The following is a 22,498-nucleotide window of genomic DNA, read 5'->3' as shown; positions in this document are numbered from 1 at the left end:
TATTTAATAGAATTCGGTCTTCCCGAATCAGTCTAGATCAATTTTAATTGTTAATTTCTGTGTTCCGCTTCGGCAATTAAAGCTCCACCGTGGTATAGCCTTGTTCCTGCAGGTCAAACATATAAGTGAGGCCGTTTGGAATTACTTCCACACCGTCAACAAGCGAACTAGTATTGATGTTAAACTGCTTGAGCGACATGCCGCATACCCTGTACGTGACACCTGCAGCTTTCCCTTTCTCAAACTCCTGTGCCAGTTCGCTGCCTTTCACGAAAGCTTCAACAGACTTGCCGCAGGCCATTACCACAAAACTTTCACGCTGGTAGCGACTTTCTTTCGTGATGGTCTCGGCTGTGTTCACGGCAGCTTTCAGGTGGTTGGGCTGACTGATCAGCACTGCGTATTTCTTACCTGTTGCCGCTGTCACGGTACCTGCTTGGGCAGTGCTTTGGCCTACTGTTGTACCCGCAGTGCAGGAGCCTAAAACCAATAGCAGACCGAATGCCAATACGGCAACATAATTACCATTAAATTTATTCTTTATACTCGATTTCATTTGCTCTTTTTGAAAAAGTGATTGGTCCAGTCCGTAGTAGATGGCGCCATTCACGATGAAAAACACTAGCATGCCGATCAGGGCGATGTTTTTGAACAGGGGGCCGGAACCTTCAGCGCCTACCTGCACCGTCAGTGTGATCGGGATCAGGATGGCCAGCAGCAAACCCGCCGCTAGTCTGGTCTTAAATCCAGCCAAAAGCATAAAGCCGCCAACGATCAGACCAACGCCTGATAAAATGATCAGCGTTTCGGCAGGAGCCATCCAGGTAGCTAACTGGGCAAAAGGTGCTTTTTCGAGGCGGGCTGTTGCGCCAGCGGTCTGAAACAGGTGGTTGAAACCAGCCATGATGAAGATCAGGCTACCAAAGGCGCGAAGCACCAGAAAGGATATTTTTTGCAAAGGGTTATTTTCCATAACAGAGATTTTTCTTCAAATAATAGTCGCGGCGCTATAGGCCATGCCTGGCGCGTTGACATGTTGATTAAGGCACAGCGACAGCATAGGTATAGCAATATGTGCAAACCCGGTATGTTGTGGCTGTGTCAGGATAATGTGATTAGTATTTTAAGAAAATCTCGGAGGGTCAGGGTCAGCGCCTAAACTAGGAGCGGGGTGGATCTGCTGCACTGTAGCCATTAACTGTTGTCTGGCAGCGGATTTGAGATACGCGTCGGACTCTTTGTCGGCCACCACAGCATAGAGTTGCTGGCTGCAATCGATCACGACATTCGCAGAGTCCTTTTGCTCAGAATGCGTCTGATGCTTGAGACATTTTTTAGCGCAGGGGCGCTTTAATTTGGTAGGTAGGTTCGCTGCTTTCAGCTCACTTTTAAGCGCACAGGCAACCCCGTTCACTGGCTTTTGTGGTTGTGCCAGGGTGAACAGGAGCAATATGGTGCTTAAAAGAAGTAGCAGCGTGTGCTTCATAGTCTATATTTTACCAGCAGGTATAGCGAGACGGCGATCTCGTAAATTTACAATTTTAAGTTCTGGCCACCAAGTTTGTTCCGCATTCGGGACTATGCCATAAGAGCTTTTTGGTGCAGCACATCCGTATTTCGGACAATACACCCGCTCCAAGGGTCAGGATGGCCGTGCCCAACAGTACAAATTCCACGCCAAAGAGGTCACTGAAAACACCTGCCGCCACGGCTCCGGCCACGTAGCCGAAGTCACGCCAGAAGCGGAAAATGCCCAGGCTCTGCGGTCGCTGTTCCGGGTGTGTGTTTTCAGCCACTACTGACAGGAAATTCGGGTATACCAGCGCTGTTCCGGCTCCCAGCAGCACCAATACTGCTATTACTAATGCGTAAGCTTGGGTGAAGAAAAGTACACCAATGGCTATACCTTGTATCATCATACCTAAGCTCAGCAATTGTTTCTTGCAGAGCACGTCACCGAGCTTGCCTGTCACTAACTGTCCGAGACCCCACACCGCCGGGTAGATACCGGCCAGCAGACCGACCTGCTGCAAGGTATAGCCTTTGCTCATCAGTAGCACCGGCAGCAAACCCCAAAGTATGCCGTCGTTCATGTTGTTCACGAAACCGCTCAGCGTGACAGAACCTAGATTAGCATGCCGCCAGGTGGTGTCTTTCCAGACGTTGCGCAAAAGCGGAATGCTGGTTTGTGCCGTCTCGGTTCTGACGTGCGCATGCGTATCGCGCACAAAGAGCCAGGTGAGCAGCAAACCTATGATGGAGAAGGCGATGCCGGGTATGAAAGCATAAGTGACTTCGCCTGTTGTTGACGCAATGTAACCAGCTAAAAACGCCACCAGTCCCACGGCCAGATAACCGGCAAATTCATTGATGCCCATGGCCAATCCACGGTTCTTTTCACCTACGAGGTCAATCTTCATCACCACCGTAGCAGACCATGCCAAGCCTTGGTTTATACCCAGCAGCAGGTTCGCAAAGATCACCCACCACCAGTTGTTGGCGTAGAGCAATAGCCAAGGCACCGGCAAAGCGAAGAGCCAACCGATCAAGAGCAGTTGCTTACGGGTAAACCTGATCGTCAGGCGGCCCATCATCATGTTGGCAAAGGACTTGGCCAGACCAAAGGCGACGATAAATGACAGAAGCGCTGTGTGCCCGCTGATACCGAAAACAGTTTCGGCGAACTCCGGGATCACAGAGCGCTCCAGTCCGACCATGGCGCCCACAAAGCCGTTCACCAACACCAGCAGCCAGAACTGCGTGGCGTTTTCTCTCAAGCCTAGTTTTGTGTCTGTTGTCGACATGGTCAATTCATTTTTTTGGAAGTACGCATGAAAGCCATTGCTTGACGCAAACGGCTTTCAGCACACAACAACATTTAGCCAAATTTCATATTAATGCGGCAGTCGGTCCTTGATCGCACCGTACATGTAAGTACCTGCCAGGGCACCGCCTATGGCGATGAAAATTGCCCAGTAGCTGAAGCCTACATTCACGAACATCGGACCCGGACAAGCACCTGTCAGCGCCCAGCCCAAACCGAAAATGGTACCGCCGATGATGTAGCGCGGAATCGACATTTCCTTGGGTGTAAATACGATTGGGTTGCCCTGAAAGTCGCGCAATTTGAACTTCTTGATCACGAGTGTAGCAATGGTACCCAGCACCACAGCCGTTCCGATGATGCCATACATATGGAAGTCCTGGAAGCGGAACATCTCCTGAATGCGGAACCACGAAATCGCCTCCGATTTACTCATCACGATACCGAACAGAATGCCGGCTATTATAAATTTTATACTTTTCACGAATCTGTATTTTAAGCTTTAGAAAATTAGAGGCAGCAACACAAAAGTTGTGATCAGGCCACCGATGAAGAAGCCGATCACGGCAATCAAAGACGGGAGTTGCAGGTTGGAGATGCCACTGATGGCGTGACCAGAAGTACAGCCGCCGGCGTAGCGTGCCCCGAAACCGATCGCGAAACCGCCCAGCAGCAGAATCAGGAATCCTTTCAGGGTGAAGGCGGCACTCAGGCTAAAGATCTCTGTTGGCTGCATGCCGTCTGGAGCCGAAATGCCCAGTTGCTGCAGGTCCTGAATCGTGGCCTGTGAAATTTGTACCGGCTCCCCGGATGAGAGAAACTCAGCCGAAATAAAACCACCGATGATGGCACCTACCAGGAACAGCAGGTTCCAGGTTTGTGAGCGCCAATCGAAATCAAAAAACTTAACCCTTTTGCCGGCACCGCAGGCCGAGCAGATGGTGCGCAGGTTTGACGAAAACCCGAACGACTTGCCGAAAAACAACAGCAACACCATGATAAAAGCGATCACGATACCCGAGATATACCATGGCCATGGTTGTCTTATAAGCTCTAACATAATTTAGTCAATTTAATATTTGGTGATGGAGAGAAGAGCAGGGAAGAGGCGAGGTCGCGTGCCCCTTCCTTTTCTGCCCGTATGATTTGTTTAGTTGTTTGGCCAGGCACCGATGCCACCTGCCAGGTTATAGCACTTGAATCCCTGAGCACTCATCAGCTCACAGGCGGAACCGCTGCGGTTGCCACTGCGGCAAAACACAAAGTACTCTTTGTCCTTGTCGAGTGAGCCCAGCGCGTTTTGAAACTGACCTGTGGTCACGTCCAGGTTTTTGGCGCCTTTGATAGTTCCGGAAGCAAATTCACCCGCTGTTCGCACATCGAGCAACTCTGCTTTTGGTGCGCTCTGGAATTTAGTTTTGAATGTATTTCCGTCCAGGTTTTCGTAGTTCTTGGGAGCGGATTTAAAGATATTGAACATGGCTTTATGTGTTTAATTTATAGTCTTGTTTTAATTTACTATACAAAGGTACAGGTATAGCAAAACATGTTCAGTGACTTTGGTCACGCAGTACGATCTGGCCTAAAATAATCAGGGCCAGCTTTTAACTGGCCCCGATCTATCAATACTAAACCATTTTACTTTAATGTAGAAGGGCAAACGTAAGCCGTTCTCGGTACGTTAGTTTCGGCGATCGCCTTAAAGCCACCTTCCACGTTGATCACGTTATCGAAACCTCTTGCTTTCAGGATGGAAGCTGCGATCATCGAGCGATAGCCACCGGCACAGTGCAGGTACATCACCTCTTCTTTCGGCAGCTCAGCCAGGTGGTCGTTCAGGTAGTCGAGCGGAGCGTGCTGGGCAGATGCTACGTGCTCTGCCTGGTACTCGCCCGGCTTGCGCACGTCTACCACTTTGATGCTGTTGTCTTTTGCATAATCAGCCGCGAATTCAGCAGCAGAAATCGATTTGATGGTGTCAACTTCCTTGCCAGCTGCTTTCCAAGCATCGAGTCCGCCTTTGAGGTAACCCAGCGCAAAGTCATAGCCTACACGGGCCAGTCTTGTCACCACTTCCTCTTCACGGCCTTCGTCGGCGATGAACAGGATTGGCTGCTGAATATCCGGGATCAAAGCGCCGATCCAGGGAGCGAAGTTGCCATCGATCCCGATGTTGATCGAGTTCGGAATAAACCCGGCAGCGAAGGTCTCTGGCTTGCGCGTGTCGAGCACCAAGGCGCTCGTTTCGTTCACGGCTGCTTCAAACGCATCCGGAGACAGCGCCTGCTGGCCTTTTGCCAACACCTCGTCGATGTTTGCGTAGCCTTCCTTGTTCATCTTCACGTTCATCGGGAAGTAGCCCGGAGGAGGAAGTAAACCGTCAGTTACCTCTTTTACAAACTCCTCTTTCGACATATCGGCACGCAGGGCGTAATTCGTTTTCTTTTGGTTACCGAGCAGGTCGGTTGTTTCTTTGCTCATGTTCTTGCCACAAGCTGAGCCTGCACCGTGCGCCGGGTATACCACCACGTCATCCGGCAAGGTCATGATCTTGTTGCGCAGCGAGTCAAACAGGTGCTCAGCCAGTTGCTCCTCTGTCAGGTCGGACTTCACAGCCAGGTCCGGACGGCCTACATCACCGATAAATAAGGTGTCGCCTGAGAAAATGGCGTGCTCTTTTCCGTTCTCGTCGAGCAGCAAATACGTGGTTGACTCCATCGTGTGACCTGGTGTGTGCAGCACCTTGATCGTCACATTACCCAGTTTCAGTTCCTCGCCATCAGTGGCAATATGCGCTTCAAAGCTAGGCTGTGCATTCGGACCGAAAACGATCTGGGCACCGCTGGCTTTTGCCAGATCCACGTGGCCCGAAACGAAGTCGGCGTGGAAGTGTGTTTCCAGCACAAACTTTATTTTGGCATTGTCTTTTTCAGCTTTTTCCAGGTATGGCTTGATCTCGCGCAGTGGGTCCACAATGGCCACTTCGCCATTGCTTTCGATGTAGTAAGCACCTTGTGCCAGGCAACCGGTATAGATCTGTTCTACTTTCATGGGTATAGGGTTTTGAGTTCTTTTTTATCTGTTTTATGTCATCATCTTTCCATCAGATGACACTACAAATATCAGTATATTATTTGCGCGACACAGTGACTTAGATCACGCAGGTTAATTTTTTAGAAGAAAAGCTCTTTTCCGATGATATACACCCCCATCACCAGGACGAACCAACCAAAAGCGGTTTTGAGTTTGTCAGCGTGAATTTTAGCGGAAAGTGCGGTACCAACGAAGATGCCTGCGATAGAAATGGCGGAGAAATTGCCCAGGAACATCCAGTCGATCTCGTAGTTGAAAATGTCGCCGATAAAACCGAAAAGTGACTTGGCCGCGATGATCAGGAGGGAGGTGCCCACGGCCATTTTCATGTCGAGCTTACTGAAGAGTACCAACGCAGGTATAATCAAAAAGCCACCGCCAGCACCCACTAATCCGGTGAGCGTACCCACTACTAAGCCTTCGGCCAGAATGCCGGCATAATTGAATTTTGGTTGCGGGTGCGGCGTACCGTTTCCTTCCACATCAATTTCCGTGTCAATGTTTTCGTCCACCATGTCTACCGGTTCGGTAGGTGTCGTAGCTGGTGCTTTCTTTTTCCTGATCATGCTGATGGAGGCAAACACCATCAGACCAGCGAAAAGCAGCATCAACATAATGCCTTTGGTGACCATAAAATCACCCACCGAGAAAATTTCCTCCGGTATGGCCGGCACCAAATAGCGGCGCGTCAGGTATACCGCCACGATTGAAGGTATACCGAACACGATGGCTGTCTTCATACTGACAAGCCCATTCTTGTAGAACTTGTAAGAGCCCACCAGACTGGTAAGTCCCACGATAAAAAGCGAGTAAGCTGTTGAGATAACGGGGCTGAGGCCGATCAGGTAGACCAATACCGGCACCGTCAGAATTGAGCCACCACCACCAATCAAGCCAAGCGAAAGCCCAATCAGAAGGGCCGCAATATAACCTAGAATTTCCATTGATTATGTCGTTTGTTTTGTAATCTGCTACAAAGGTAGGGCGATCATAAACGGACTTCAGTGACTAGTATCACAGAGGGAGGAAGTTGAGGAGTTTGAGAGTTTAGGAGTTGGGGAGGTAAGTTTGTGCGTACAGGTCGCGACCCAATGCCGTCAACTTAAGGAATAACAACCCAAACTGTCATCTCGACAGAATGGAGAGATCTGGATAATTTGAGATTAGTGGCAATATTTCAGATTTCTCCCGTAGGTCGAAATGACATAAAAGTATATTAGTTGACGGCATTGAATCGTGATTGTCTCCAACTCCCCAACTCTCAAACTCTTAAACTAACTCCAGGTCATGCACCTCAATATAATTCCGGTGCAAGGTGATGGCGCCGGTTTGCTCCAGCTTTTTAAGCAGGCGGGAGATCACTTCGCGGGAGCTGTTTAGCTCGAGGGCGATCTGTTGGTGGGAGAGGCGGATCTCTTTACCACTTACTTTTACGTGTCGCTTGAGGTAGAACAGGAGGCGCTCGTCCAGCCCTTTGAAGGCAATGCTGTCGAGGGTTTGCAGCAGCTCTTCGAAGCGCTGACGATAGGAGGCGATCACGAAGTTGTGCCAGCTCTTGTACTTGGCCAGCCACTGCTCGGAGAGGTGGGAGGGTATCAGGATCACTTCTGCTTCGGTCACGGCCTTGGCCATGATCTGACTCTGTTCGTCGCGGGCCGTGCACATCATGGACATAGCGCAGGCATTGCCGGGTTCAAGGTAGTACATCAGGAACTCGTTGCCTTCGTCATCCTCGCGGTATACCTTGAGCAGTCCGCTGAGGAGCAGTACTGTGGAGCGGATGTACTGGCCGGTGCGCATGACTTCTTCCCCTTCTTCCACTTGCCGGATCGTGCTGTGCTTCAGAATTTCTTCGAGTAGTGGCTGTTCGAACTGAGGGAATTGCTTGAGTATATCGTCTTTCTGCGGTATTTCCATGGTATAGTATACGTGTCGTAAAGGTTTGAATAGATGTTAAGGTATAGCAAGTATAAAGCAAAAAACCAGTGCAGGCACCAAAAGTACCCGCACTGGTAATAATTAATGTATAGAACGCTTATTTAAAGTCGTTTACGGCTTCGCTCAGGTCAAGTACCTTGGTGTCTGGCAAAGCTGCTTCCACGATGCTGCTGCCTGCCGCAGAGCGGTAACCACCGGCACAGTGCACCACAACTGGTTTGTCCGAAGGAATTTCCCTGGCTCGTTCACGCAGTTCTGGAAGCGGAATGTTGATGGCCTTGTCGAAGAATTTACCAACTTTCACTTCGGAAGCGTTGCGGATGTCCACGATGGTATACTGGTCCTGATTTTCTTTGAACTCAGCCACATCGATTACCGGAGATTTCTCCTCACCTGCTTCGGTCTGTACAAACGCGCCCTCAATCAGCAATTCATAACCGATTTTGGAAGCTTTGCGAATCAGGTCATCCAGCTCATCTTCTGTTTCAGCGATCAGGTAGTAGCGCTCGTTCGGACCAATAATACTACCCAGCCAGGTTTCAAATTTGCCACCGTTCTGAATGTTGATCGCACCCTCGAGGTGCCCTTTTTTGAAAACCTTTTCGCTACGGCCGTCCACGATCACAGCACCTTTGCCCGGCTTGTAGTTTTTCTCCAGTTTCTTCACCTTGTCCAGGCTAGGCTGGTAGGAGGGAGCACCTTGCTTGTTAAGCCCTACGTCGTAGCCAAAGTATTTCGGTATAAAAGGCTGATCTTCTGTCAGTACTTTCACGAAAGCATCTTCGCTCATTTCCTGCAGGGCATAGTTGCTCATTTTCTCGGCTCCGATGGTGCTGCTGTTCGCTTCGCTCAGGCCCTTGCCGCAAAGCGTGCCAGCTCCGTGCGCAGGGTATACCAGCACATCGTCGTCCAGCTTCATCAGTTTTTCGCGGGTGCTTTGATACATCTGGCGGGCCAGCTCTTCGCGCTTGGCTGTTACGTTACCGGCACTCTCGCGCAAGTCCGGACGACCTACATCGCCTATAAACAGGGTGTCGCCTGTAAATACCGCTTTGTCCTTACCTTCGTGTTCCAGCACAATGCTGATGCCGTCTGGAGAGTGACCCGGCGTGTGGATGGATTTCAGTTTCACGTCTCCAATCTCCAGCACTTCACCTTCGTCAAACGTTTTATGCGGATAGTCGGCACCTACCAGGCTGTGCGCGTAAATCGTAGCACCCGTTTTCTCGTGAATTTCGAGGTGGGAACTCACAAAGTCAGCATGTGGGTGCGTTTCGATCACACCTACTATTTTCGCGTTATTTTTCTCGGCGAAGTCGTAGTAGGGCTGCGGATTACGGGCCGGATCTATCAGCACGACTTCACTGGTTTTTTCACTCAGTATGGCATAAGCATAATGCGCTAAGCCTTTGTCTTCGAACTGTTCTATTTTCATGGGTTTTGGGTTTTTATGCTTATAAATTCAGCAAGTTTAACAGTACTTCCTGATTTCATTACAAAGGTATAGTATACGTTACCCGAACACAGTGACCTAAGTCACATAGCGTTAATCAAGGGGAAATTGTTGTTATTTTTAGTTAGGTATACCTAAAAAGTAAGCTGCGTTACAAAGTTTATATTGTGAAAGTTGGTGTTGTAATACATGTCCTTTAGCGGGATATCCATTTCGGGAGATGTACGACCAATGTAGAGCAAGCGGAAACTGAGCCCATCGAGTACCGGTTTCGAGGGACTATAATTGAGATCAGCCACCCAGCCCCAGTGGGATATAGCGCCATGTTTGTTATACCTATAATCGTTTGGTGCCGGGAGCCACGACTTGGCTACTGACAATTCTGAAGAGAAATTATCAGACCATTTTTTGCGGCCTTTTGCTACGAGCAAATCCGATTTGCCCACACCTTCCAATCGTCCTCTGGAGATGGTGGCAAAAAACTGCTCGCGTCCCCATTCCCGAGGAAACAGAAAGCGCCCGCCCCCGTCGATGTGCAGGTAATTAAGCGACAGGTGCAGATTGTTGGGCTCATAGGCCAGCATACCCCCAGCCAGCCACTGCTGCTGGTCCGGGAAGTAAACCAGCGTACTTTCAGGGTTGCCGCCGTTGCCTACCTGAAACTGGTACAATCCCTCTATACCTGCCTTTACCTGTGGCACTACCTCTACTACCGCTCTGCCATAGCTGTTGTTCGATACGTTTTCAATCCAGTAGTTCCAGGCTTCGGCCTGCAGGCGTTTGTTGGGTTTTAATTGCAAACCAGTTACAGCTACGCCTTTAGTATGTGTGTGATGCGGATAGCCGGATGGTTTTCCCCATTCATCCACTCCCGGTGAAAAAATACCGATCGTTTCCCCAGCCCTGTACCATTCCACGGTACTTCTGGGTGAGAAATGGTCGAACCAAGCCATCGTGAGAAGGCCTTTTTCCTGAAACGGCAGTTGCACTTTTATACCTTGAAAAGAATACGGTTTCATGCGCGTATCCTGCGGGTTCATTAGGGGAGAGGTAAAACTAAAGCGACCGATTTTGGCCCGAAGCCTGGCTGAATTATACTCCAGGTATAACTCGTCAAGGCGGTCCAGGTCCGCTTTGTTGTGCGGGTCCTCGATATCAAAAAGCTCCATCTCCAGTTTCGGGTGTTTTTCGGAAATGAAATCCCTTTCACCCAGATTGGAAGAAAACAGGTTATAGGTAAAGAGTCCGGCAAAACCAAAGCGGAAACCGTGCAGGGACGCTGTTTTGTACCCAATCTCGGCCCCGATGGCATTGGCATAATTGTCGGAGAGGGAACCGTGGTTGAATGTGGCCATAAAGTAGTTGCGCACGTGGCCCTCTATTTCACCTTTCGTGAAAAGGTCTTTCGCGCTTCTGATCTGTACGGTGTCGGAAACTGCATGCTGCTCTGCATGCTCACGGGTGTGCACTTGTGCAATGGCAATGCCCCAGTTCGTAGACAGAGATAAAGCAGTGAACAGCGCAATTTTTTTTAGCATGGAATTGGTGATTAATAACTGGAACAGGTATAGCTGCCCCGGAGCCTGCCTATGTGAATATTTTATTTCAGGTGATAAGTCAGCAATGGACGGATACAGTGATTCACCAAAGTCTCGGCAATGCTGCCGTAGAAAATTTGGCTGAAGCCTTTGCGGGCGTGGGTGCCGATCACCACCAGGTCCATCTCTGACTCCTGGTTAAAGTTGCGTACACCGGCCGGCACCTTGCTGTCGCTCTTAAAGTGCAGTTCGTAGTTTTGCAACTTCAAATTGGTGGCGAAGCGCTGCATCTGCTGTATGATGCTGTCGAGCTTCGGATCATCCTCTTTTTCGATGATCTGCAAGAGGTGCAATTGTGCCCCGAAAAGCTGTTGCAGCGTCTTGATGGTGTTAACCGTTTGTTCCGGTTGCTTCTCGGCGCTGAAGTCAGCCACCCACAGCAGGTTTTTGATCGGGGTGATAGAGGCGTCCTTCTGAATCGTGATGATTGGCACCCTGGTAAATCGTACCACATGCTGCGCCTCAGAACCCGAGATGCGCTCGAACCAACCCTCTGCACCCTCTGTACCCATGATGATTAGGTCAATCCCGTTCTGTTCGGCATACCTGGTCAGGCTGGTCGTCAGACCGCCGTATACCACAGCGCTGGTGAAATCGAAATTCACCTGTTTTCTAATTTCCTCGAAGCCTGCTATTGCCTGTTGCTCGAACTCTTTTATCTGGCCTCTGTCGATGGTTTCAGACGAATCGGTGGTGCCCGCCCACTCTGCCGCGTTCACCTGAATAACATGCACCAAATGCGTGTTTACCGGAGTTTTCTCCATCAGAAAGGCGAGCATTTCCAGTGCTTTAAAAGATACCGGTGTAAAATCCATCGGCACCATGATGTTGAGTCTCTTTTCCATTGTATGTTGCTTGTTTATCGCTTGTGTAGCTGATCTAATTTTTATTTTATGTAAGCCGTTGGTTTGGTTGCCACTAACAGTCACTGCTGTACCTTGCGGTGCAGGGTTTGGCGCAGATCAGAGGGATGTGAGCGTATATCAGTGCCATGACATCCACACTTTCAGGTTCGGTTGCAAAACTGCCAGCATCTGCCAGACGGTAGTTGTTTCCCAAAAAAGACGTTCGGCTCAGGTCCGTATACCATCTCTTGCTGGCTATTGCGTTCGTTCCAGTATTGCTGCATCATGTTTTCTACTTATTGACAATACAAAGGTCAGCGATAAAGGCACCTTGTTCAGTGACTATGGTTACACAAGTTTTTTTTGTGGAAACAAAAGGCTGTGCATCCCCTTAAGAGCAGGCTAGGGGCTTATTTAGAAACTAAAGCGCTTTCGTTCAGGTATATGTGGGAAGTTTGATTGTGGAATCCTTACAGGTATAGCTGATGAAAAAGTATTTCTACCGATTGCCTCGGCAGGTGCTGCCGCTCGTTTTAGTTATGCTGATCAGCCTTCCCGTCCTCGCCTGCACCACCTGCAATCGCCCCCTGCAAGCTGCTATTTTCGACGAAAGCTTTCTGAAACTATTCTTTTATATGCTGCTGCCTTTTCTGTTTATCGGAGTGGCGGTATACCGACTGAACAAACTCAAGTAACACGCTATGAAAAGACAGATACCCATTGAAGAAGTGAAGTCCGTTCGAAGCGGTCCGCTGATAGCGGCGGCCACCCTGATCGGTATAGGGATGGGTGGGTTTGTGGATGGTATTGTGCTGCACCAGATCCTGCAGTGGCACCAGATGATTTCGGCCAAGCTGCCGCCGGACACGCTGCTCAACAAAGAGACCAACATGTTCTGGGATGGGATATTCCATGCTTTTACCTGGCTCACCACAGCGCTGGGAATTTATTTGCTCTGGCGTGTGGTATACGAACGCAAATCAGTACTCTCCAACCGGATTTTCGGTGGCAGTCTTTTGCTAGGTTTTGGCATTTTCAACATCGTGGAGGGTATCATCGACCACCACATTTTAGTGCTTCACAACGTGCGTGAGATCAGTTCTAATCAATCAGCCTGGAACTTCGGTTTTCTGGGGATATCGCTTGTGATGCTGGCTGCCGGTTGGCTGCTTGTGCAGAAGGGCAGGAGGGAAGCATTACCCGGGCACCAGTAAGAAAGCATCAGCGCTACATACGAGCCCCTTTTCTTAATAAACCCGCATCGCAATAGCAGAAAAATCGGGTCCATAGAGCCACTATCTTTGTGTGGGTTAACCGCTGCATCGAGGAGCAGGAGCGGAGTTATGGCTTCTGGACGCTTCCAGCTGCCACACCCCTTCCGCGAAGACCAGGAGTGGATAATGGACGAAATCGGGAAGATGGCCACAACACCCTCGTGCCGCCTGCCAATGAGCGGAATGTGTCGCCACTCCCTCAAAACCCACCTAATGGCCTGTTCCTCATGCAAAAGTAAGGCCTGCTTCAGCCACGAGCCTTGGCGGGTAGTTTGATGATCTTTTACTAGACGTTGATGCGGCTGGACCCGGTCCTGATCCTGGGGCAGGTTGTCGGCGTGCTTGCCTACAGGCGTAATCAGTACCGAGGTTTGCGCGCCGGGGCAGCCCGTCAACTGAGCCAGGGGCAAGCGCCTTAGTCAGGTTTTGCGCGTGCAGTGCTTTGGGGCTGTTGGCTGCAGTGGTCTGGTACCTTCTATATCCTGCTGTTTGGGAGCTCAGCTGGAGGGCGACAGCCTGGCGTGACGGAGTGTTTTGCGAAGCTGCCTTACCAGAAAACAGAAAAGAGCGAATGCCCGTGGACATGAATAGACCGGCCGGCCATGGCGGGAGGCAGAGGCGCCGGAATAAAATAATATTTCTGATAAAACAGACAACAGCGGCAGCGGTCGAAACGTTTTATATCATACTAAGCACCAGCTATTTGTCTCGATGAGATACTAACCTCTACACCTCCGTTTCCTGAAAACAATTTAACCTGCAAAGGGCAGGAAAACTTTGTCAATTAATCAAACCGGTGTATATGAAACGTGTCTTATCTTTTGCTTTGCTATGGCTGGTCCTGCCGTTTAGCCATAGTGTCAATGCCCAAAACACAGCTGATGGGGTGAAGTGGGAACACCGCTTCGAGGAAGCCGCCCGGCAGGCTGCAACCGGGCACAAACCCATCCTGATGGTGTTTGCCGGCTCCGACTGGTGCAAGCCCTGCATCCTGCTGCGCAAAGAGGTATGGGATACGCCTGCCTTCCGGGATTATGCCAAAGAGCATTTTGTGCTGCTCGAGCTCGACTTCCCCCGTTTTAAGAAAAACCAGCTACCGGAGGAGCAGAAAAAGTACAATGAGCAACTGGCAGACAGATATAACCAGGAGGGCCTGTTCCCGCTGGTTGTCCTGACAGATGAGAAAGGAAATGTGCTGGGCAAAACGGGCTACCAGGCTGGCGGACCCGACAAGTATATTCCGCACCTGGAGCAACTCCTGCACCAAAAGTAGATCGCCTGCTTACCCTTAACCTTTTGATGTGTATGTATAGAATCATGCAATGCTGGCTGGTGGCCTTGTTGCTTGTATGCAACGCCGCACAAGCGCAGGCTCCTGCCCGGGAGCTGAAAACACAGAAAAAAGTACTGTTGCTGATGGGCACCCGGTTTGAACTGGTGGCCGTGTCGGAGGATGAAGAACTGGCCAATAAGGCCATTGAGGCAGGTATAGCGGAAATCCAGCGGATCGAGGCGCTTATTTCGGAGTGGCAACCGACCTCGCAGACCAGCGCCATCAACCGGAGTGCCGGCGGCATGCCCGTACCGGTTGACGAAGAGTTGTACGAGCTTATCCGGCGCAGCCTCCGCATCTCCGAGCTCACGGGCGGGGCCTTTGACATTAGCTGGGCAGCGGCCGACAAGGTATGGAAGTTTGACGGGTCGATGAAGCAGATGCCCTCGCCGGAAGCCATTGAGAACTCCATCCGCCACATCGGGTATCAAAAGATCCAGCTGATACCGGAGACGCACAGTGTGTTTCTGAAAGAGCAAGCAATGAAGATCGGGTTTGGCGCCATCGGTAAAGGCTACGCTGCCAACCGGGCACGCGACCTGATGCGCAGAATGGGTATACAAAGCGGCGTGGTGAATGCCGCCGGCGACCTGATCACCTGGGGCAAGCAGGCCGATGGCCAGCCCTGGTACATCGGTATAGCCGACCCTGCCGACAAGGAAAAGGTTTTCTCCTGGCTCACGGCCGACCACACCGCCGTCGTGACTTCCGGAAGCTACGAGAAGTACGCCGAGATCAATGGCAAACGCTACGGTCACATCATAGACCCACGCACCGGTTATCCGGTAAGTGGCCTGAAAAGCGTCACCATCATCTGCCCGGATGCCGAGCTGGCCGATGCGCTGGCCACGGCTGTATTTGTGCTGGGGAAAGAAGAGGGGCTATACCTGGTCAACCAGCTGAAAGGGGTGGAGTGCCTGCTGGTGACAGATGAAAACGAAATGGTAACCTCTGACCAGCTGCACCTGCACTATTACAAAAACAAGCCGGCTTCAGCCAAAGCTCCTATACCTGCCAAAACATCTAAAATCTAAGCCCATGAAGTTGATCAGAAGTGTCGCGTGGTATGCCTGTGGTGCCGTTTTGCTTGGCGCGCTGGGTGGCTGCGAAGTCGTTAAACCTTATCAGAAAACTTTGCTGAACGAGGAGGAGATGAAGCTGAGTGCACGGAAAATAGAGGCCTTTGAGACGAATTTCCAATCGTACCGCGAAGGTGCCTCGGGTGCAAACGGCGGTAAAGTAGGAGGGGGGTGCGGATGCAACTGAGGTATATCGGCCTCATGATGGCCTGCGCCATGGCTACGACGGCCTTCGCGCAAAACACGACTGTTACGGCCCCTTCGCGCCGCGTACGCAAGCTGGAACCGGCAGAGGTGAACATCCTCGGCAGCTACTACAGCCAGGACGGCAACCACTCGCCGGTGACCGGAGGCATTGGCACCGAGCAGCTGACGGGTGTCACGCCGACCATTATCGTGAATGTGCCGCTCGATACGGTCACTAACCTGAATGTGAACTTCGGGATGGACTTTTACTCTTCGGCTTCTACCGACAACATCGATTTTAACGTCTCATCCGCCTCTAAATCTGATTTGCGCACACACCTCAACCTGGGCATCAGCCGCCGCAACAGCCTGGCAAGGACGACGAAAAGCCTGAGCATAGGTGGCTCTACCGAATACGATTACCAGTCGCTGTCAGTGGGGGGCGGCTGGGCGCAGGAGTCGCGGGACGGCAACCGGGAACTCAGCCTGACAGGCATGATCTACTTCGACACCTGGACGCTGATCTACCCGGAGGAACTGCGCAACGGTAAAAGCCTGGTGAGCACCAACAAGCGACAGTCCTACAACCTTTCGGCTACTTTGTCGCAGGTGATCAACCAGAAGATGCAGGCTTCGCTAAGCGCCGATATCGTGTACCAGTCCGGTCTGCTCTCCACGCCCTTTCACAGGGTGTATTTCCGGGAGCAGGAGATTGCACAGGTAGAGCAACTGCCGGACCAGCGCCTGAAGTACCCGCTGGGGTTGCGGGTGAACTACTACGTGAATGACTATGTGACTTCGCGCTTTTTCTACCGTTTCTACAGCGACAACTGGGGCGTGACGGCCAACACCATCGAGCTGGAAACACCCATTAAGTTCGGGCCTTTCTTTTCGTTCTACCCTTTCTACCGCTTCCATACCCAAACGGCAGCCGACTACTTTGCACCTTACAAAGAGCACAGTCTGAGCCAGGTGTTCTATACCTCCGACTATGATCTGTCGGGCTTTACCAGCCACAAAGCAGGTATAGGGTTGCGCTACTCGCCCCTGACAGGTATAGCCAAATTCGGACTGCCTTTCTCGAAGAACAAAACCTCGCTGAAAGGGATAGAACTGCGGGGTGCCAACTATTGGCGCAGCGATGGCCTCAAAGCTTTCATCATCAGCACGGACCTCAACTTCACGCTGCCCTCCAGAAAATGATCTGTGATCGCAAGCACCAGGAAAGATGCATGGCTTGTTAAGATGATTGCTGCTTTTTGCGGGCCCGTAGGTATATTTTGCCCAGTTCATTCACCAGGAGCGGTACTAAGCCTAGGGTCAGGACCATTAACCAACCGGGAGTATCGAGCATGGTCAGGTTGAAAGCTTTCCGCATCAAAGGGACGGCTACCACCACCAATTGCAGTGCCAGCCCCAGCACGATGGCGCCTATCAGGTACCTATTCGAGAAAACGCCCAGCTGGAAAATGGATTTCGTCGGATGCCGCATGGCCAGCGCATAAAAGAGCTGGCAGGCCACCAGTGTCATAAAGGCCAGGGTTCTGGCGTTCTCCAGCGTGGCGACAGGCACAACATCATCAAAAGGGGTATAGCCGTGCTCATAGTAGCCGAACCAGAAGGCAAAAATGGTGAGTGTACCGATCAGAATGCCGCCCCCCAGCACACGCCAGCCCGCAATGCCGGTAAAGAAACTCTCATTCGGACTGCGGGGCTTCTCCTTCATCACATCCGGGTCGCCGGGGTCCATGCCCAGTGCCACGGCCGGCATGGAGTCCGTGAGCAGGTTAATCCAAAGGAGCTGGGTGGCGATCAAGGGTGCTTCCCAGCCGATCATCAGCGTGATGAACATGGCCACCACCTCGCCCAGGTTGCAGGACAGCAGAAAGAGCACGGCTTTCCGGATGTTGTTGTAGATGTTCCGGCCCTGTTCGATGGCCGATACTATCGTGGCAAAATTATCATCGGTCAGAATCATGTCCGAAGCGTTTTTGGCCACGTCAGTCCCCGTTATGCCCATGGCCACCCCGATGTCAGCTGCGTTAAGCGAGGGCGCATCGTTCACGCCGTCTCCCGTCATCGACACCACATTTCCCTGCGCCTTGAGGGCACGCACAATTCTCACTTTATGCTCCGGCGAGACCCGTGCGAAGATGCGGTAGTCATTGACCTTTTCACTGAATTCGGTTTCGCTTAGCCTGTCTATTTCCTGACCCGTAATGGCCTGGTCCAGGTGATCGGCTATACCTAGTTCATAGCCGATGGCAAAGGCGGTGATCTTGTGGTCGCCCGTGATCATGATGGTTTTAATGCCCGCCTCTTTTGCTTTGCGCACGGAGTCCTTCACCTCCATTCTCGGAGGGTCCATCATCCCGACCAGCCCCAGCAGGATCAGGTCCTGCTCCATCTCATCTGCACCAATCACCGTGTCAACGGGCTTGTAAGCGACCCCCAGCGTACGGAGGGCCTGCCCCGACATGCGGGCGGTCGCTTCCTGTACCTGCTGTTTGTGTTGCTCAGAGATGGGGACCACCTGTCCTTTTATGTGTACATGCGTGGTCAGCTGCAGAAGGTTGTCGATGGCGCCTTTGGTGTACACGGTATACCTTCCGTTTTCCTCGTTCAAAGTCGACATCAGCTTCCGGTCCGAGTCAAATGAAAACTCGTCGATGCGTTTGCTCTGCCTGCCCAGTGCCTGGCGATCTATCCCTAAGTCGTCTCCCAGGATCAGCAGGGCGATTTCGGTGGGGTCGCCGGTGCCTTCGCCGTTTTCGTAGGTGGCGTCGGAGCAGAGCACCATGGCTTTGGCGAGCAGAGCGGCATCGTCGGTAGACGGGTTTTCCTTTTCCCGCTCCACAGCCACTTCTCCCTCGGAGTTAAAGTATCGGAGCACCGTCATTTTGTTCTGTGTGAGCGTGCCCGTCTTGTCGGAACAGATGATGTTGACCGAGCCCAGTGTTTCCACCGCTGGCAAGCGCCTGATAATGGCGTTGCGTTTGGACATGTTCGTAACGCCGATCGAAAGCACAATGGCCACGATGGCAGCCAGGCCCTCGGGGATAGAGGCCACTGCCAGCGAAACCGAGATCAGGAACATCTCCGCCAGGTCTCTCCCTTGCAGCAGGGCCACCACAAAGATCAGCACGCAGATGCCGATCGCGAATTTGCCAAGTGATTTGCCGAGTTTGTTTAGCCGGATCTCCAGCGGGGTTTTGATTTCTTCTTCGGTGTCGATGATGGTGGCGATCTTGCCCACCTCGGTCTGCATGCCGGTGCCCACGACCACTCCTGAGCCTCTGCCCGCCGTCACCAGTGTGGACATGAAGGCGGCATTGTCGCGGTCCCCGAGGGGTGTGTTGGGCGCTTTTAAGGTAATGGTGGCATCCTTGGGGGAGGGAACGGATTCGCCGGTCAGGGCCGACTCCTCTATCTGCAGGTTGGCCGACTCCAGCAGCCGGAGGTCGGCGGCAATATACCTGCCGGCATCCAGGATCAGCACATCGCCCGGCACTACGGTTTCAGAGTCAACCTCTTTCACGACACCCTCGCGGCGCACGAGGGCTTTGGGGGCGGCTATTTTCTGGAGCGCTTCGATGGCGTTGCCCGCCTTCACTTCCTGCACCACACCCAGTACCGCATTGAGGATGATCACGGCCAGGATGATGATGGCGTCGATGTATTCGCCCATGAACACGGTGATCACCACTGCCGCAAACAGCACATAGATGAGCCAGTCCTGCAGCTGCGCCAGGAAGAGCTGCAGGATGCTCTTTTTCTTTCTTGCCGTCAGTTTATTAGGGCCATACTTTTCCAGACGGGCTTTCACTTCCGCTTCGGAAAGTCCCTGAGCAGGGTCTACTGCCAGTTCTTTCAGAACAGCCTCTATTGATTTGGAGAACCACGTGTAGTGCTATCGATTCGTAACGTCAATTAAATAAAGTTAGCGATAAGCAGTGATAGTTCGTTTACACCGGCTCCGGTTTCAACTTAAAAAAATCGTGCGTGATGCCAAAGCCCTGCGGCAAGTTTCACGCCCCAATTCGATCTGAGTCTCGAGGCACGCAGGGCTTTGTACAGATCACCGGAGGTATAGTGGACTTCTTCGTTTCGGAGCATATCGGTGGCCACAGCCGTGAAAGGGATTTTGAGGTGTTGGATTTCCTGCGCACCCGTCACCTCCCGCAGCACATTGAACACCTTTTCGCCCTTGATGAAACCCTGCCGGGTTAAGGTGAAGTCGAGCAGGTTGAAGACCGCGCTTCGGGTCATGGTCAGCATCCATTCTTTATAGGCCTGGTTGTAGCCGGCGGCATACAGCCCGCCCACCACGGCACCCATCGAGCAGCCGGCCACACTCACAATCTCGAAGCCCTCTTCTTCCAGCACTTCGATGACGCCGATATGGGCCAATCCACGCGCGCCGCCGCTTCCCAGCACCAAGTGTACCGCCCTGCGTTCCAAGCTCTGAAAAGTTATTTTTTTCATCCGAGGAACTAACAAAAGACCACTATAACTGCTTCAATAAGTAAGGTAAATATTGGTATTTTCGTTTGTTGAGTTTATAGGCTGTGCACGGATATAGGCAGTGAATTGTAGTTAAACTAATTTTTTTATTTTTTCTTTGATTCTTGGTGTAACACGTATTATATAATTCTGGGAGGATAGTGAAGGATCATACTTAGCTCGAATGAACATGAGCAGGAAAAAGAGAATCTTGGTAACCGGAAGTGCGGGGTTCATCGGACACCATGTGGTGATGGCTTTGCAACATAATCATTTTGAAGTGGTGGGGCTCGATGTCATCAATCATTATTATGATCCGGCACTAAAGTATGACCGCCTCAAAGAACAAGGCTTTGAGAAATCCCGGATATCGTACAACAACTGCATCCAAAGTTCAGATATTGCCTCTAGACAATTTATCCAGCTCGACTTAACAGATGCTCACTCTTTAGACAAACTCTTTCAGGAACAGCAGTTTGAAATCGTGGTGCACCTGGCTGCGCAAGCCGGGGTATTGTATAGCCTGGAAAATCCGATTGCCTATGTGGAAAGTAACCTGGTGGGGTTTGCCAACATCCTGGAAGCTTGCCGGAAATATCCGGTGAAACACTTGCTCTTCGCTTCCTCTAGCTCCGTTTACGGACAAAATGTAGAGATTCCTTTTTCGACAAGCCATAATACAGATCATCCGATTTCTTTCTATGCCGCCACCAAAAAGGCGAACGAGGTAATGGCGTACAGTTATGCCCATTTGTATGGTATACCTACCACGGGCATGCGCTTTTTTACGGTGTATGGGCCATGGGGGAGACCAGACATGGCCTGCCTGCACTTTGCCAAATGCATTGCCGAGGAGCGTACAATCCATCTGTACAACCAAGGCAACATGTGGCGTGATTTTACTTATGTTGACGATGTGGTAACCGCCGTAACGAAACTGCTGCTACGTGCACCAAAGATCGCTAAAAAACGTGCTCCTGAAGCCCCTTTCCGCTTGTATAATATTGGCAATAACCAGCCCGTGCTATTGCTTGAAATGGTGGCGCTGCTGGAGAGTGGCTTGCATAAAAAGGCCAGTATTGACCTGTTGCCCATGCAATCCGGCGATGTGCCGGTTACCTACGCCGATGTAGATGACTTGGTAACAGCCATCGGGTATAGACCCCGCACTTGTCTGGAAGAAGGTATAGGGAAGTTTCTGAGCTGGTTTAAAGCTTATTATAAAAACCAAGCCATGGAGAAAGCAGCCTGAAAGCGTCATTTATGTTCATTTGATAACAGCTGAAACAAGGTATAGTAATCGAATTCTACCGTGAGGAGCCTGCAAATCCTTCCTCCTAACAGCCTGAAGATGGACAGGTATAGGGAGTCAACACCTTCTGGCAGGTTTCACGTCCCAATTCGATCTGAGTCTCCGCTCTATGAAATTCAAATATAGAGCAGGAGTCCACCGGTATTTCGACCAGTACGTCGGGGGGGTATACCTGCAGCATGAGGCTGGTCAGGCGGTCCTGGGTCATTTGGTAGGACAGTAACAGCAGTTCCCGTAAGGAGTAATCCGAGAGCGGTGAAAAATCACCGGCAGCGTTCCCCTTGTCCTGGCCGGTCAGGTGCAGCCACTTCCAGAGGGCCGACACAGCCTCCGGACGCTCGTTCACCTTCAGCATCGGCTTTTCTCCGGAAGCCGGGCCATTGAGGTTGACCGCCACGACCAGTTCGTTTTCCTTTTTTCGCACCAGGTTGAGGGGGAGGGGATTGAGCACTCCGCCGTCGACCAGGAACTGCCCGTTCTCGAGCACGGGTGTGAACACGCCAGGTATAGCAATAGAGGCACGCAGGGCTTTGTACAGATCACCGGAGGTGTAGTGAACTTCTTCGTTTCGGAGCATGTCGGTGGCCACAGCCGTGAAAGGGATTTTGAGGTGTTGGATCTCCTGCGCACCCGTCACCTCCCGCAGCACATTGAACACCTTTTCGCCCTTGATAAAACCCTGCCGGGTTAAGGTAAAGTCGAGCAGGTTGAAGACCGCGCTTCGTGTCATGGTCAGCATCCACTCTTTATAGGCCTGGTTGTAGCCAGCGACATACAGCCCGCCCACCACGGCACCCATCGAGCAGCCGGCCACACTCACAATCTCGAAGCCCTCTTCTTCCAGCACTTCGATGACGCCGATATGGGCCAAACCGCGCGCGCCGCCGCTTCCCAGCACCAGGTGTACCTTCTTCTGTTCCATGTTGGGCCAAGATAATATTTTTTGCCCGAAGTGCTCTTTTCTGTGTCTACTTTGGTCCAAAAATGGTCGCTTTGAGAGTTGCTCTACACAAGAAATAACGGACAACTGACCCTCCTGGCAACGAGTATTACTATATAT

General features: G+C 51.5%; 23 protein-coding genes and 1 pseudogene. 8 read left to right on the top strand and 16 right to left on the bottom strand.

The genetic code is table 11. The features are described from left to right. Positions 1–76 precede the first annotated feature (76 nt). The 12 genes from BW972_RS10580 to BW972_RS10525 form a co-directional block, all read right to left on the bottom strand. Positions 77–973, bottom strand: coding sequence for a DoxX family membrane protein (locus BW972_RS10580; RefSeq protein ID WP_076422063.1), 897 nt, complete (start codon positions 971–973; stop codon positions 77–79). A gap of 150 nt (positions 974–1,123) precedes the next feature. Further along, positions 1,124–1,486 carry a hypothetical protein gene (locus tag BW972_RS10575; protein WP_007652883.1) on the bottom strand — a complete coding sequence of 121 codons (363 nt, stop codon included), beginning with the start codon at positions 1,484–1,486 and terminating at the stop codon, positions 1,124–1,126. A 55-nt stretch (positions 1,487–1,541) separates the two neighbouring features. Beyond that, entirely contained in the window at positions 1,542–2,804 is a 1,263-nt protein-coding gene (locus BW972_RS10570) for an MFS transporter (RefSeq protein WP_076422062.1), read from the bottom strand. A 90-nt stretch (positions 2,805–2,894) separates the two neighbouring features. After that, positions 2,895–3,308, bottom strand: a complete 414-nt coding sequence (locus BW972_RS10565; RefSeq protein WP_007652873.1) for a DUF6691 family protein — start codon at positions 3,306–3,308, stop codon at positions 2,895–2,897. Positions 3,309–3,326: 18 nt separating this feature from the next. Beyond that, positions 3,327–3,884, bottom strand: a complete 558-nt coding sequence (locus tag BW972_RS10560; RefSeq protein ID WP_076422061.1) for a YeeE/YedE family protein — start codon at positions 3,882–3,884, stop codon at positions 3,327–3,329. Between the two features lie 90 nt (positions 3,885–3,974). Then, positions 3,975–4,304, bottom strand: a complete 330-nt coding sequence (locus BW972_RS10555; protein WP_007652862.1) for a rhodanese-like domain-containing protein — start codon at positions 4,302–4,304, stop codon at positions 3,975–3,977. A gap of 158 nt (positions 4,305–4,462) precedes the next feature. Further along, positions 4,463–5,875 carry an MBL fold metallo-hydrolase gene (locus tag BW972_RS10550; protein ID WP_007652860.1) on the bottom strand — a complete coding sequence of 471 codons (1,413 nt, stop codon included), beginning with the start codon at positions 5,873–5,875 and terminating at the stop codon, positions 4,463–4,465. A gap of 122 nt (positions 5,876–5,997) precedes the next feature. Further along, positions 5,998–6,861 (bottom strand): sulfite exporter TauE/SafE family protein, encoded by an 864-nt coding sequence (locus BW972_RS10545; protein ID WP_076422060.1) that lies wholly within the window; start codon positions 6,859–6,861, stop codon positions 5,998–6,000. A 325-nt stretch (positions 6,862–7,186) separates the two neighbouring features. Then, a complete protein-coding gene (locus BW972_RS10540) occupies positions 7,187–7,834 on the bottom strand; it encodes a Crp/Fnr family transcriptional regulator (RefSeq protein ID WP_007652850.1) in 648 nt (215 codons plus the stop codon). 118 nt (positions 7,835–7,952) lie between these two features. Then, entirely contained in the window at positions 7,953–9,290 is a 1,338-nt protein-coding gene (locus BW972_RS10535; RefSeq protein ID WP_076422059.1) for an MBL fold metallo-hydrolase, read from the bottom strand. A gap of 152 nt (positions 9,291–9,442) precedes the next feature. Beyond that, on the bottom strand, positions 9,443–10,846 hold the full coding sequence (locus BW972_RS10530; RefSeq protein ID WP_076422058.1) for an OprD family porin: 1,404 nt from the start codon (positions 10,844–10,846) through the stop codon (positions 9,443–9,445). Positions 10,847–10,908: 62 nt separating this feature from the next. After that, complete coding sequence (locus BW972_RS10525) at positions 10,909–11,751, bottom strand: universal stress protein (protein WP_007652840.1); 843 nt, start codon at positions 11,749–11,751, stop codon at positions 10,909–10,911. A gap of 485 nt (positions 11,752–12,236) precedes the next feature. Here BW972_RS10525 and BW972_RS10520 point away from each other — a divergent pair, with 485 nt between their 5' ends. The 7 genes from BW972_RS10520 to BW972_RS10495 all read left to right on the top strand — a co-directional run bounded on the left by BW972_RS10520 (position 12,237) and on the right by BW972_RS10495 (position 16,826). After that, positions 12,237–12,446 carry a hypothetical protein gene (locus tag BW972_RS10520; RefSeq protein WP_076422057.1) on the top strand — a complete coding sequence of 70 codons (210 nt, stop codon included), beginning with the start codon at positions 12,237–12,239 and terminating at the stop codon, positions 12,444–12,446. A gap of 6 nt (positions 12,447–12,452) precedes the next feature. Further along, positions 12,453–12,965, top strand: coding sequence for a DUF2243 domain-containing protein (locus tag BW972_RS10515; RefSeq protein WP_007652828.1), 513 nt, complete (start codon positions 12,453–12,455; stop codon positions 12,963–12,965). An 89-nt stretch (positions 12,966–13,054) separates the two neighbouring features. After that, positions 13,055–13,264 carry a hypothetical protein gene (locus BW972_RS19740; protein ID WP_143731986.1) on the top strand — a complete coding sequence of 70 codons (210 nt, stop codon included), beginning with the start codon at positions 13,055–13,057 and terminating at the stop codon, positions 13,262–13,264. A gap of 563 nt (positions 13,265–13,827) precedes the next feature. Next, the gene (locus BW972_RS10510; RefSeq protein WP_076422056.1) at positions 13,828–14,298 is read left to right on the top strand and encodes a thioredoxin family protein; all 471 of its coding nucleotides are present in this window, start codon (positions 13,828–13,830) and stop codon (positions 14,296–14,298) included. 32 nt (positions 14,299–14,330) lie between these two features. After that, the gene (locus BW972_RS10505; RefSeq protein ID WP_076422055.1) at positions 14,331–15,392 is read left to right on the top strand and encodes an FAD:protein FMN transferase; all 1,062 of its coding nucleotides are present in this window, start codon (positions 14,331–14,333) and stop codon (positions 15,390–15,392) included. A gap of 4 nt (positions 15,393–15,396) precedes the next feature. Then, a complete protein-coding gene (locus tag BW972_RS10500) occupies positions 15,397–15,624 on the top strand; it encodes a DUF4266 domain-containing protein (protein ID WP_007652820.1) in 228 nt (75 codons plus the stop codon). Next, positions 15,615–16,826 (top strand): DUF3570 domain-containing protein, encoded by a 1,212-nt coding sequence (locus BW972_RS10495; protein WP_040573453.1) that lies wholly within the window; start codon positions 15,615–15,617, stop codon positions 16,824–16,826. The genes BW972_RS10500 and BW972_RS10495 overlap by 10 nt, the downstream gene beginning before the upstream one ends. 37 nt (positions 16,827–16,863) lie before the next feature. Here BW972_RS10495 and BW972_RS10490 read toward each other — a convergent pair whose 3' ends face one another. The 3 genes and pseudogenes from BW972_RS10490 to BW972_RS10485 all read right to left on the bottom strand — a co-directional run bounded on the left by BW972_RS10490 (position 16,864) and on the right by BW972_RS10485 (position 20,108). Beyond that, positions 16,864–19,311, bottom strand: a complete 2,448-nt coding sequence (locus BW972_RS10490) for a cation-translocating P-type ATPase (RefSeq protein ID WP_394333664.1) — start codon at positions 19,309–19,311, stop codon at positions 16,864–16,866. A 21-nt stretch (positions 19,312–19,332) separates the two neighbouring features. Then, a pseudogene (locus BW972_RS20200) lies at positions 19,333–19,512 on the bottom strand (cation-transporting P-type ATPase); the annotation flags it as partial. 98 nt (positions 19,513–19,610) lie between these two features. Further along, on the bottom strand, positions 19,611–20,108 hold the full coding sequence (locus tag BW972_RS10485) for a patatin-like phospholipase family protein (RefSeq protein WP_317042630.1): 498 nt from the start codon (positions 20,106–20,108) through the stop codon (positions 19,611–19,613). A gap of 208 nt (positions 20,109–20,316) precedes the next feature. On the opposite strand from BW972_RS10485, the gene BW972_RS10480 reads away from it, so the two are divergent. Next, on the top strand, positions 20,317–21,378 hold the full coding sequence (locus BW972_RS10480; RefSeq protein ID WP_076422141.1) for an NAD-dependent epimerase/dehydratase family protein: 1,062 nt from the start codon (positions 20,317–20,319) through the stop codon (positions 21,376–21,378). 85 nt (positions 21,379–21,463) lie between these two features. Here BW972_RS10480 and BW972_RS10475 read toward each other — a convergent pair whose 3' ends face one another. Continuing rightward, entirely contained in the window at positions 21,464–22,360 is an 897-nt protein-coding gene (locus BW972_RS10475) for a patatin-like phospholipase family protein (RefSeq protein ID WP_076422053.1), read from the bottom strand. Positions 22,361–22,498: the final 138 nt, after the last annotated feature.

The organism is Pontibacter lucknowensis, assembly GCF_900156415.1.
GTDB lineage: Bacteria > Bacteroidota > Bacteroidia > Cytophagales > Hymenobacteraceae > Pontibacter > Pontibacter lucknowensis.
The sequence above is the reverse complement of the archived record's forward strand: the minus strand, read 5'-3'. Positions and strand labels throughout refer to the sequence as shown.

Excerpts from the sequence above, each read along its gene's own strand:
- BW972_RS10580 (WP_076422063.1), bottom strand. The coding sequence starts at position 973 with ATGGAAAATAACCCTTTGCAAAAAATATCCTTTCTGGTGCTTCGCGCC.
- BW972_RS10575 (WP_007652883.1), bottom strand. The coding sequence starts at position 1,486 with ATGAAGCACACGCTGCTACTTCTTTTAAGCACCATATTGCTCCTGTTC.
- BW972_RS10570 (WP_076422062.1), bottom strand. The coding sequence starts at position 2,804 with ATGTCGACAACAGACACAAAACTAGGCTTGAGAGAAAACGCCACGCAG.
- BW972_RS10560 (WP_076422061.1), bottom strand. The coding sequence starts at position 3,884 with ATGTTAGAGCTTATAAGACAACCATGGCCATGGTATATCTCGGGTATC.
- BW972_RS10555 (WP_007652862.1), bottom strand. The coding sequence starts at position 4,304 with ATGTTCAATATCTTTAAATCCGCTCCCAAGAACTACGAAAACCTGGAC.
- BW972_RS10550 (WP_007652860.1), bottom strand. The coding sequence starts at position 5,875 with ATGAAAGTAGAACAGATCTATACCGGTTGCCTGGCACAAGGTGCTTAC.
- BW972_RS10545 (WP_076422060.1), bottom strand. The coding sequence starts at position 6,861 with ATGGAAATTCTAGGTTATATTGCGGCCCTTCTGATTGGGCTTTCGCTT.
- BW972_RS10540 (WP_007652850.1), bottom strand. The coding sequence starts at position 7,834 with ATGGAAATACCGCAGAAAGACGATATACTCAAGCAATTCCCTCAGTTC.
- BW972_RS10535 (WP_076422059.1), bottom strand. The coding sequence starts at position 9,290 with ATGAAAATAGAACAGTTCGAAGACAAAGGCTTAGCGCATTATGCTTAT.
- BW972_RS10530 (WP_076422058.1), bottom strand. The coding sequence starts at position 10,846 with ATGCTAAAAAAAATTGCGCTGTTCACTGCTTTATCTCTGTCTACGAAC.
- BW972_RS10525 (WP_007652840.1), bottom strand. The coding sequence starts at position 11,751 with ATGGAAAAGAGACTCAACATCATGGTGCCGATGGATTTTACACCGGTA.
- BW972_RS10520 (WP_076422057.1), top strand. The coding sequence starts at position 12,237 with ATGAAAAAGTATTTCTACCGATTGCCTCGGCAGGTGCTGCCGCTCGTT.
- BW972_RS10515 (WP_007652828.1), top strand. The coding sequence starts at position 12,453 with ATGAAAAGACAGATACCCATTGAAGAAGTGAAGTCCGTTCGAAGCGGT.
- BW972_RS10510 (WP_076422056.1), top strand. The coding sequence starts at position 13,828 with ATGAAACGTGTCTTATCTTTTGCTTTGCTATGGCTGGTCCTGCCGTTT.
- BW972_RS10505 (WP_076422055.1), top strand. The coding sequence starts at position 14,331 with ATGTATAGAATCATGCAATGCTGGCTGGTGGCCTTGTTGCTTGTATGC.
- BW972_RS10500 (WP_007652820.1), top strand. The coding sequence starts at position 15,397 with ATGAAGTTGATCAGAAGTGTCGCGTGGTATGCCTGTGGTGCCGTTTTG.
- BW972_RS10495 (WP_040573453.1), top strand. The coding sequence starts at position 15,615 with ATGCAACTGAGGTATATCGGCCTCATGATGGCCTGCGCCATGGCTACG.
- BW972_RS10490 (WP_394333664.1), bottom strand. The coding sequence starts at position 19,311 with ATGGGCGAATACATCGACGCCATCATCATCCTGGCCGTGATCATCCTC.
- BW972_RS10485 (WP_317042630.1), bottom strand. The coding sequence starts at position 20,108 with ATGAAAAAAATAACTTTTCAGAGCTTGGAACGCAGGGCGGTACACTTG.
- BW972_RS10480 (WP_076422141.1), top strand. The coding sequence starts at position 20,317 with ATGAGCAGGAAAAAGAGAATCTTGGTAACCGGAAGTGCGGGGTTCATC.
- BW972_RS10475 (WP_076422053.1), bottom strand. The coding sequence starts at position 22,360 with ATGGAACAGAAGAAGGTACACCTGGTGCTGGGAAGCGGCGGCGCGCGC.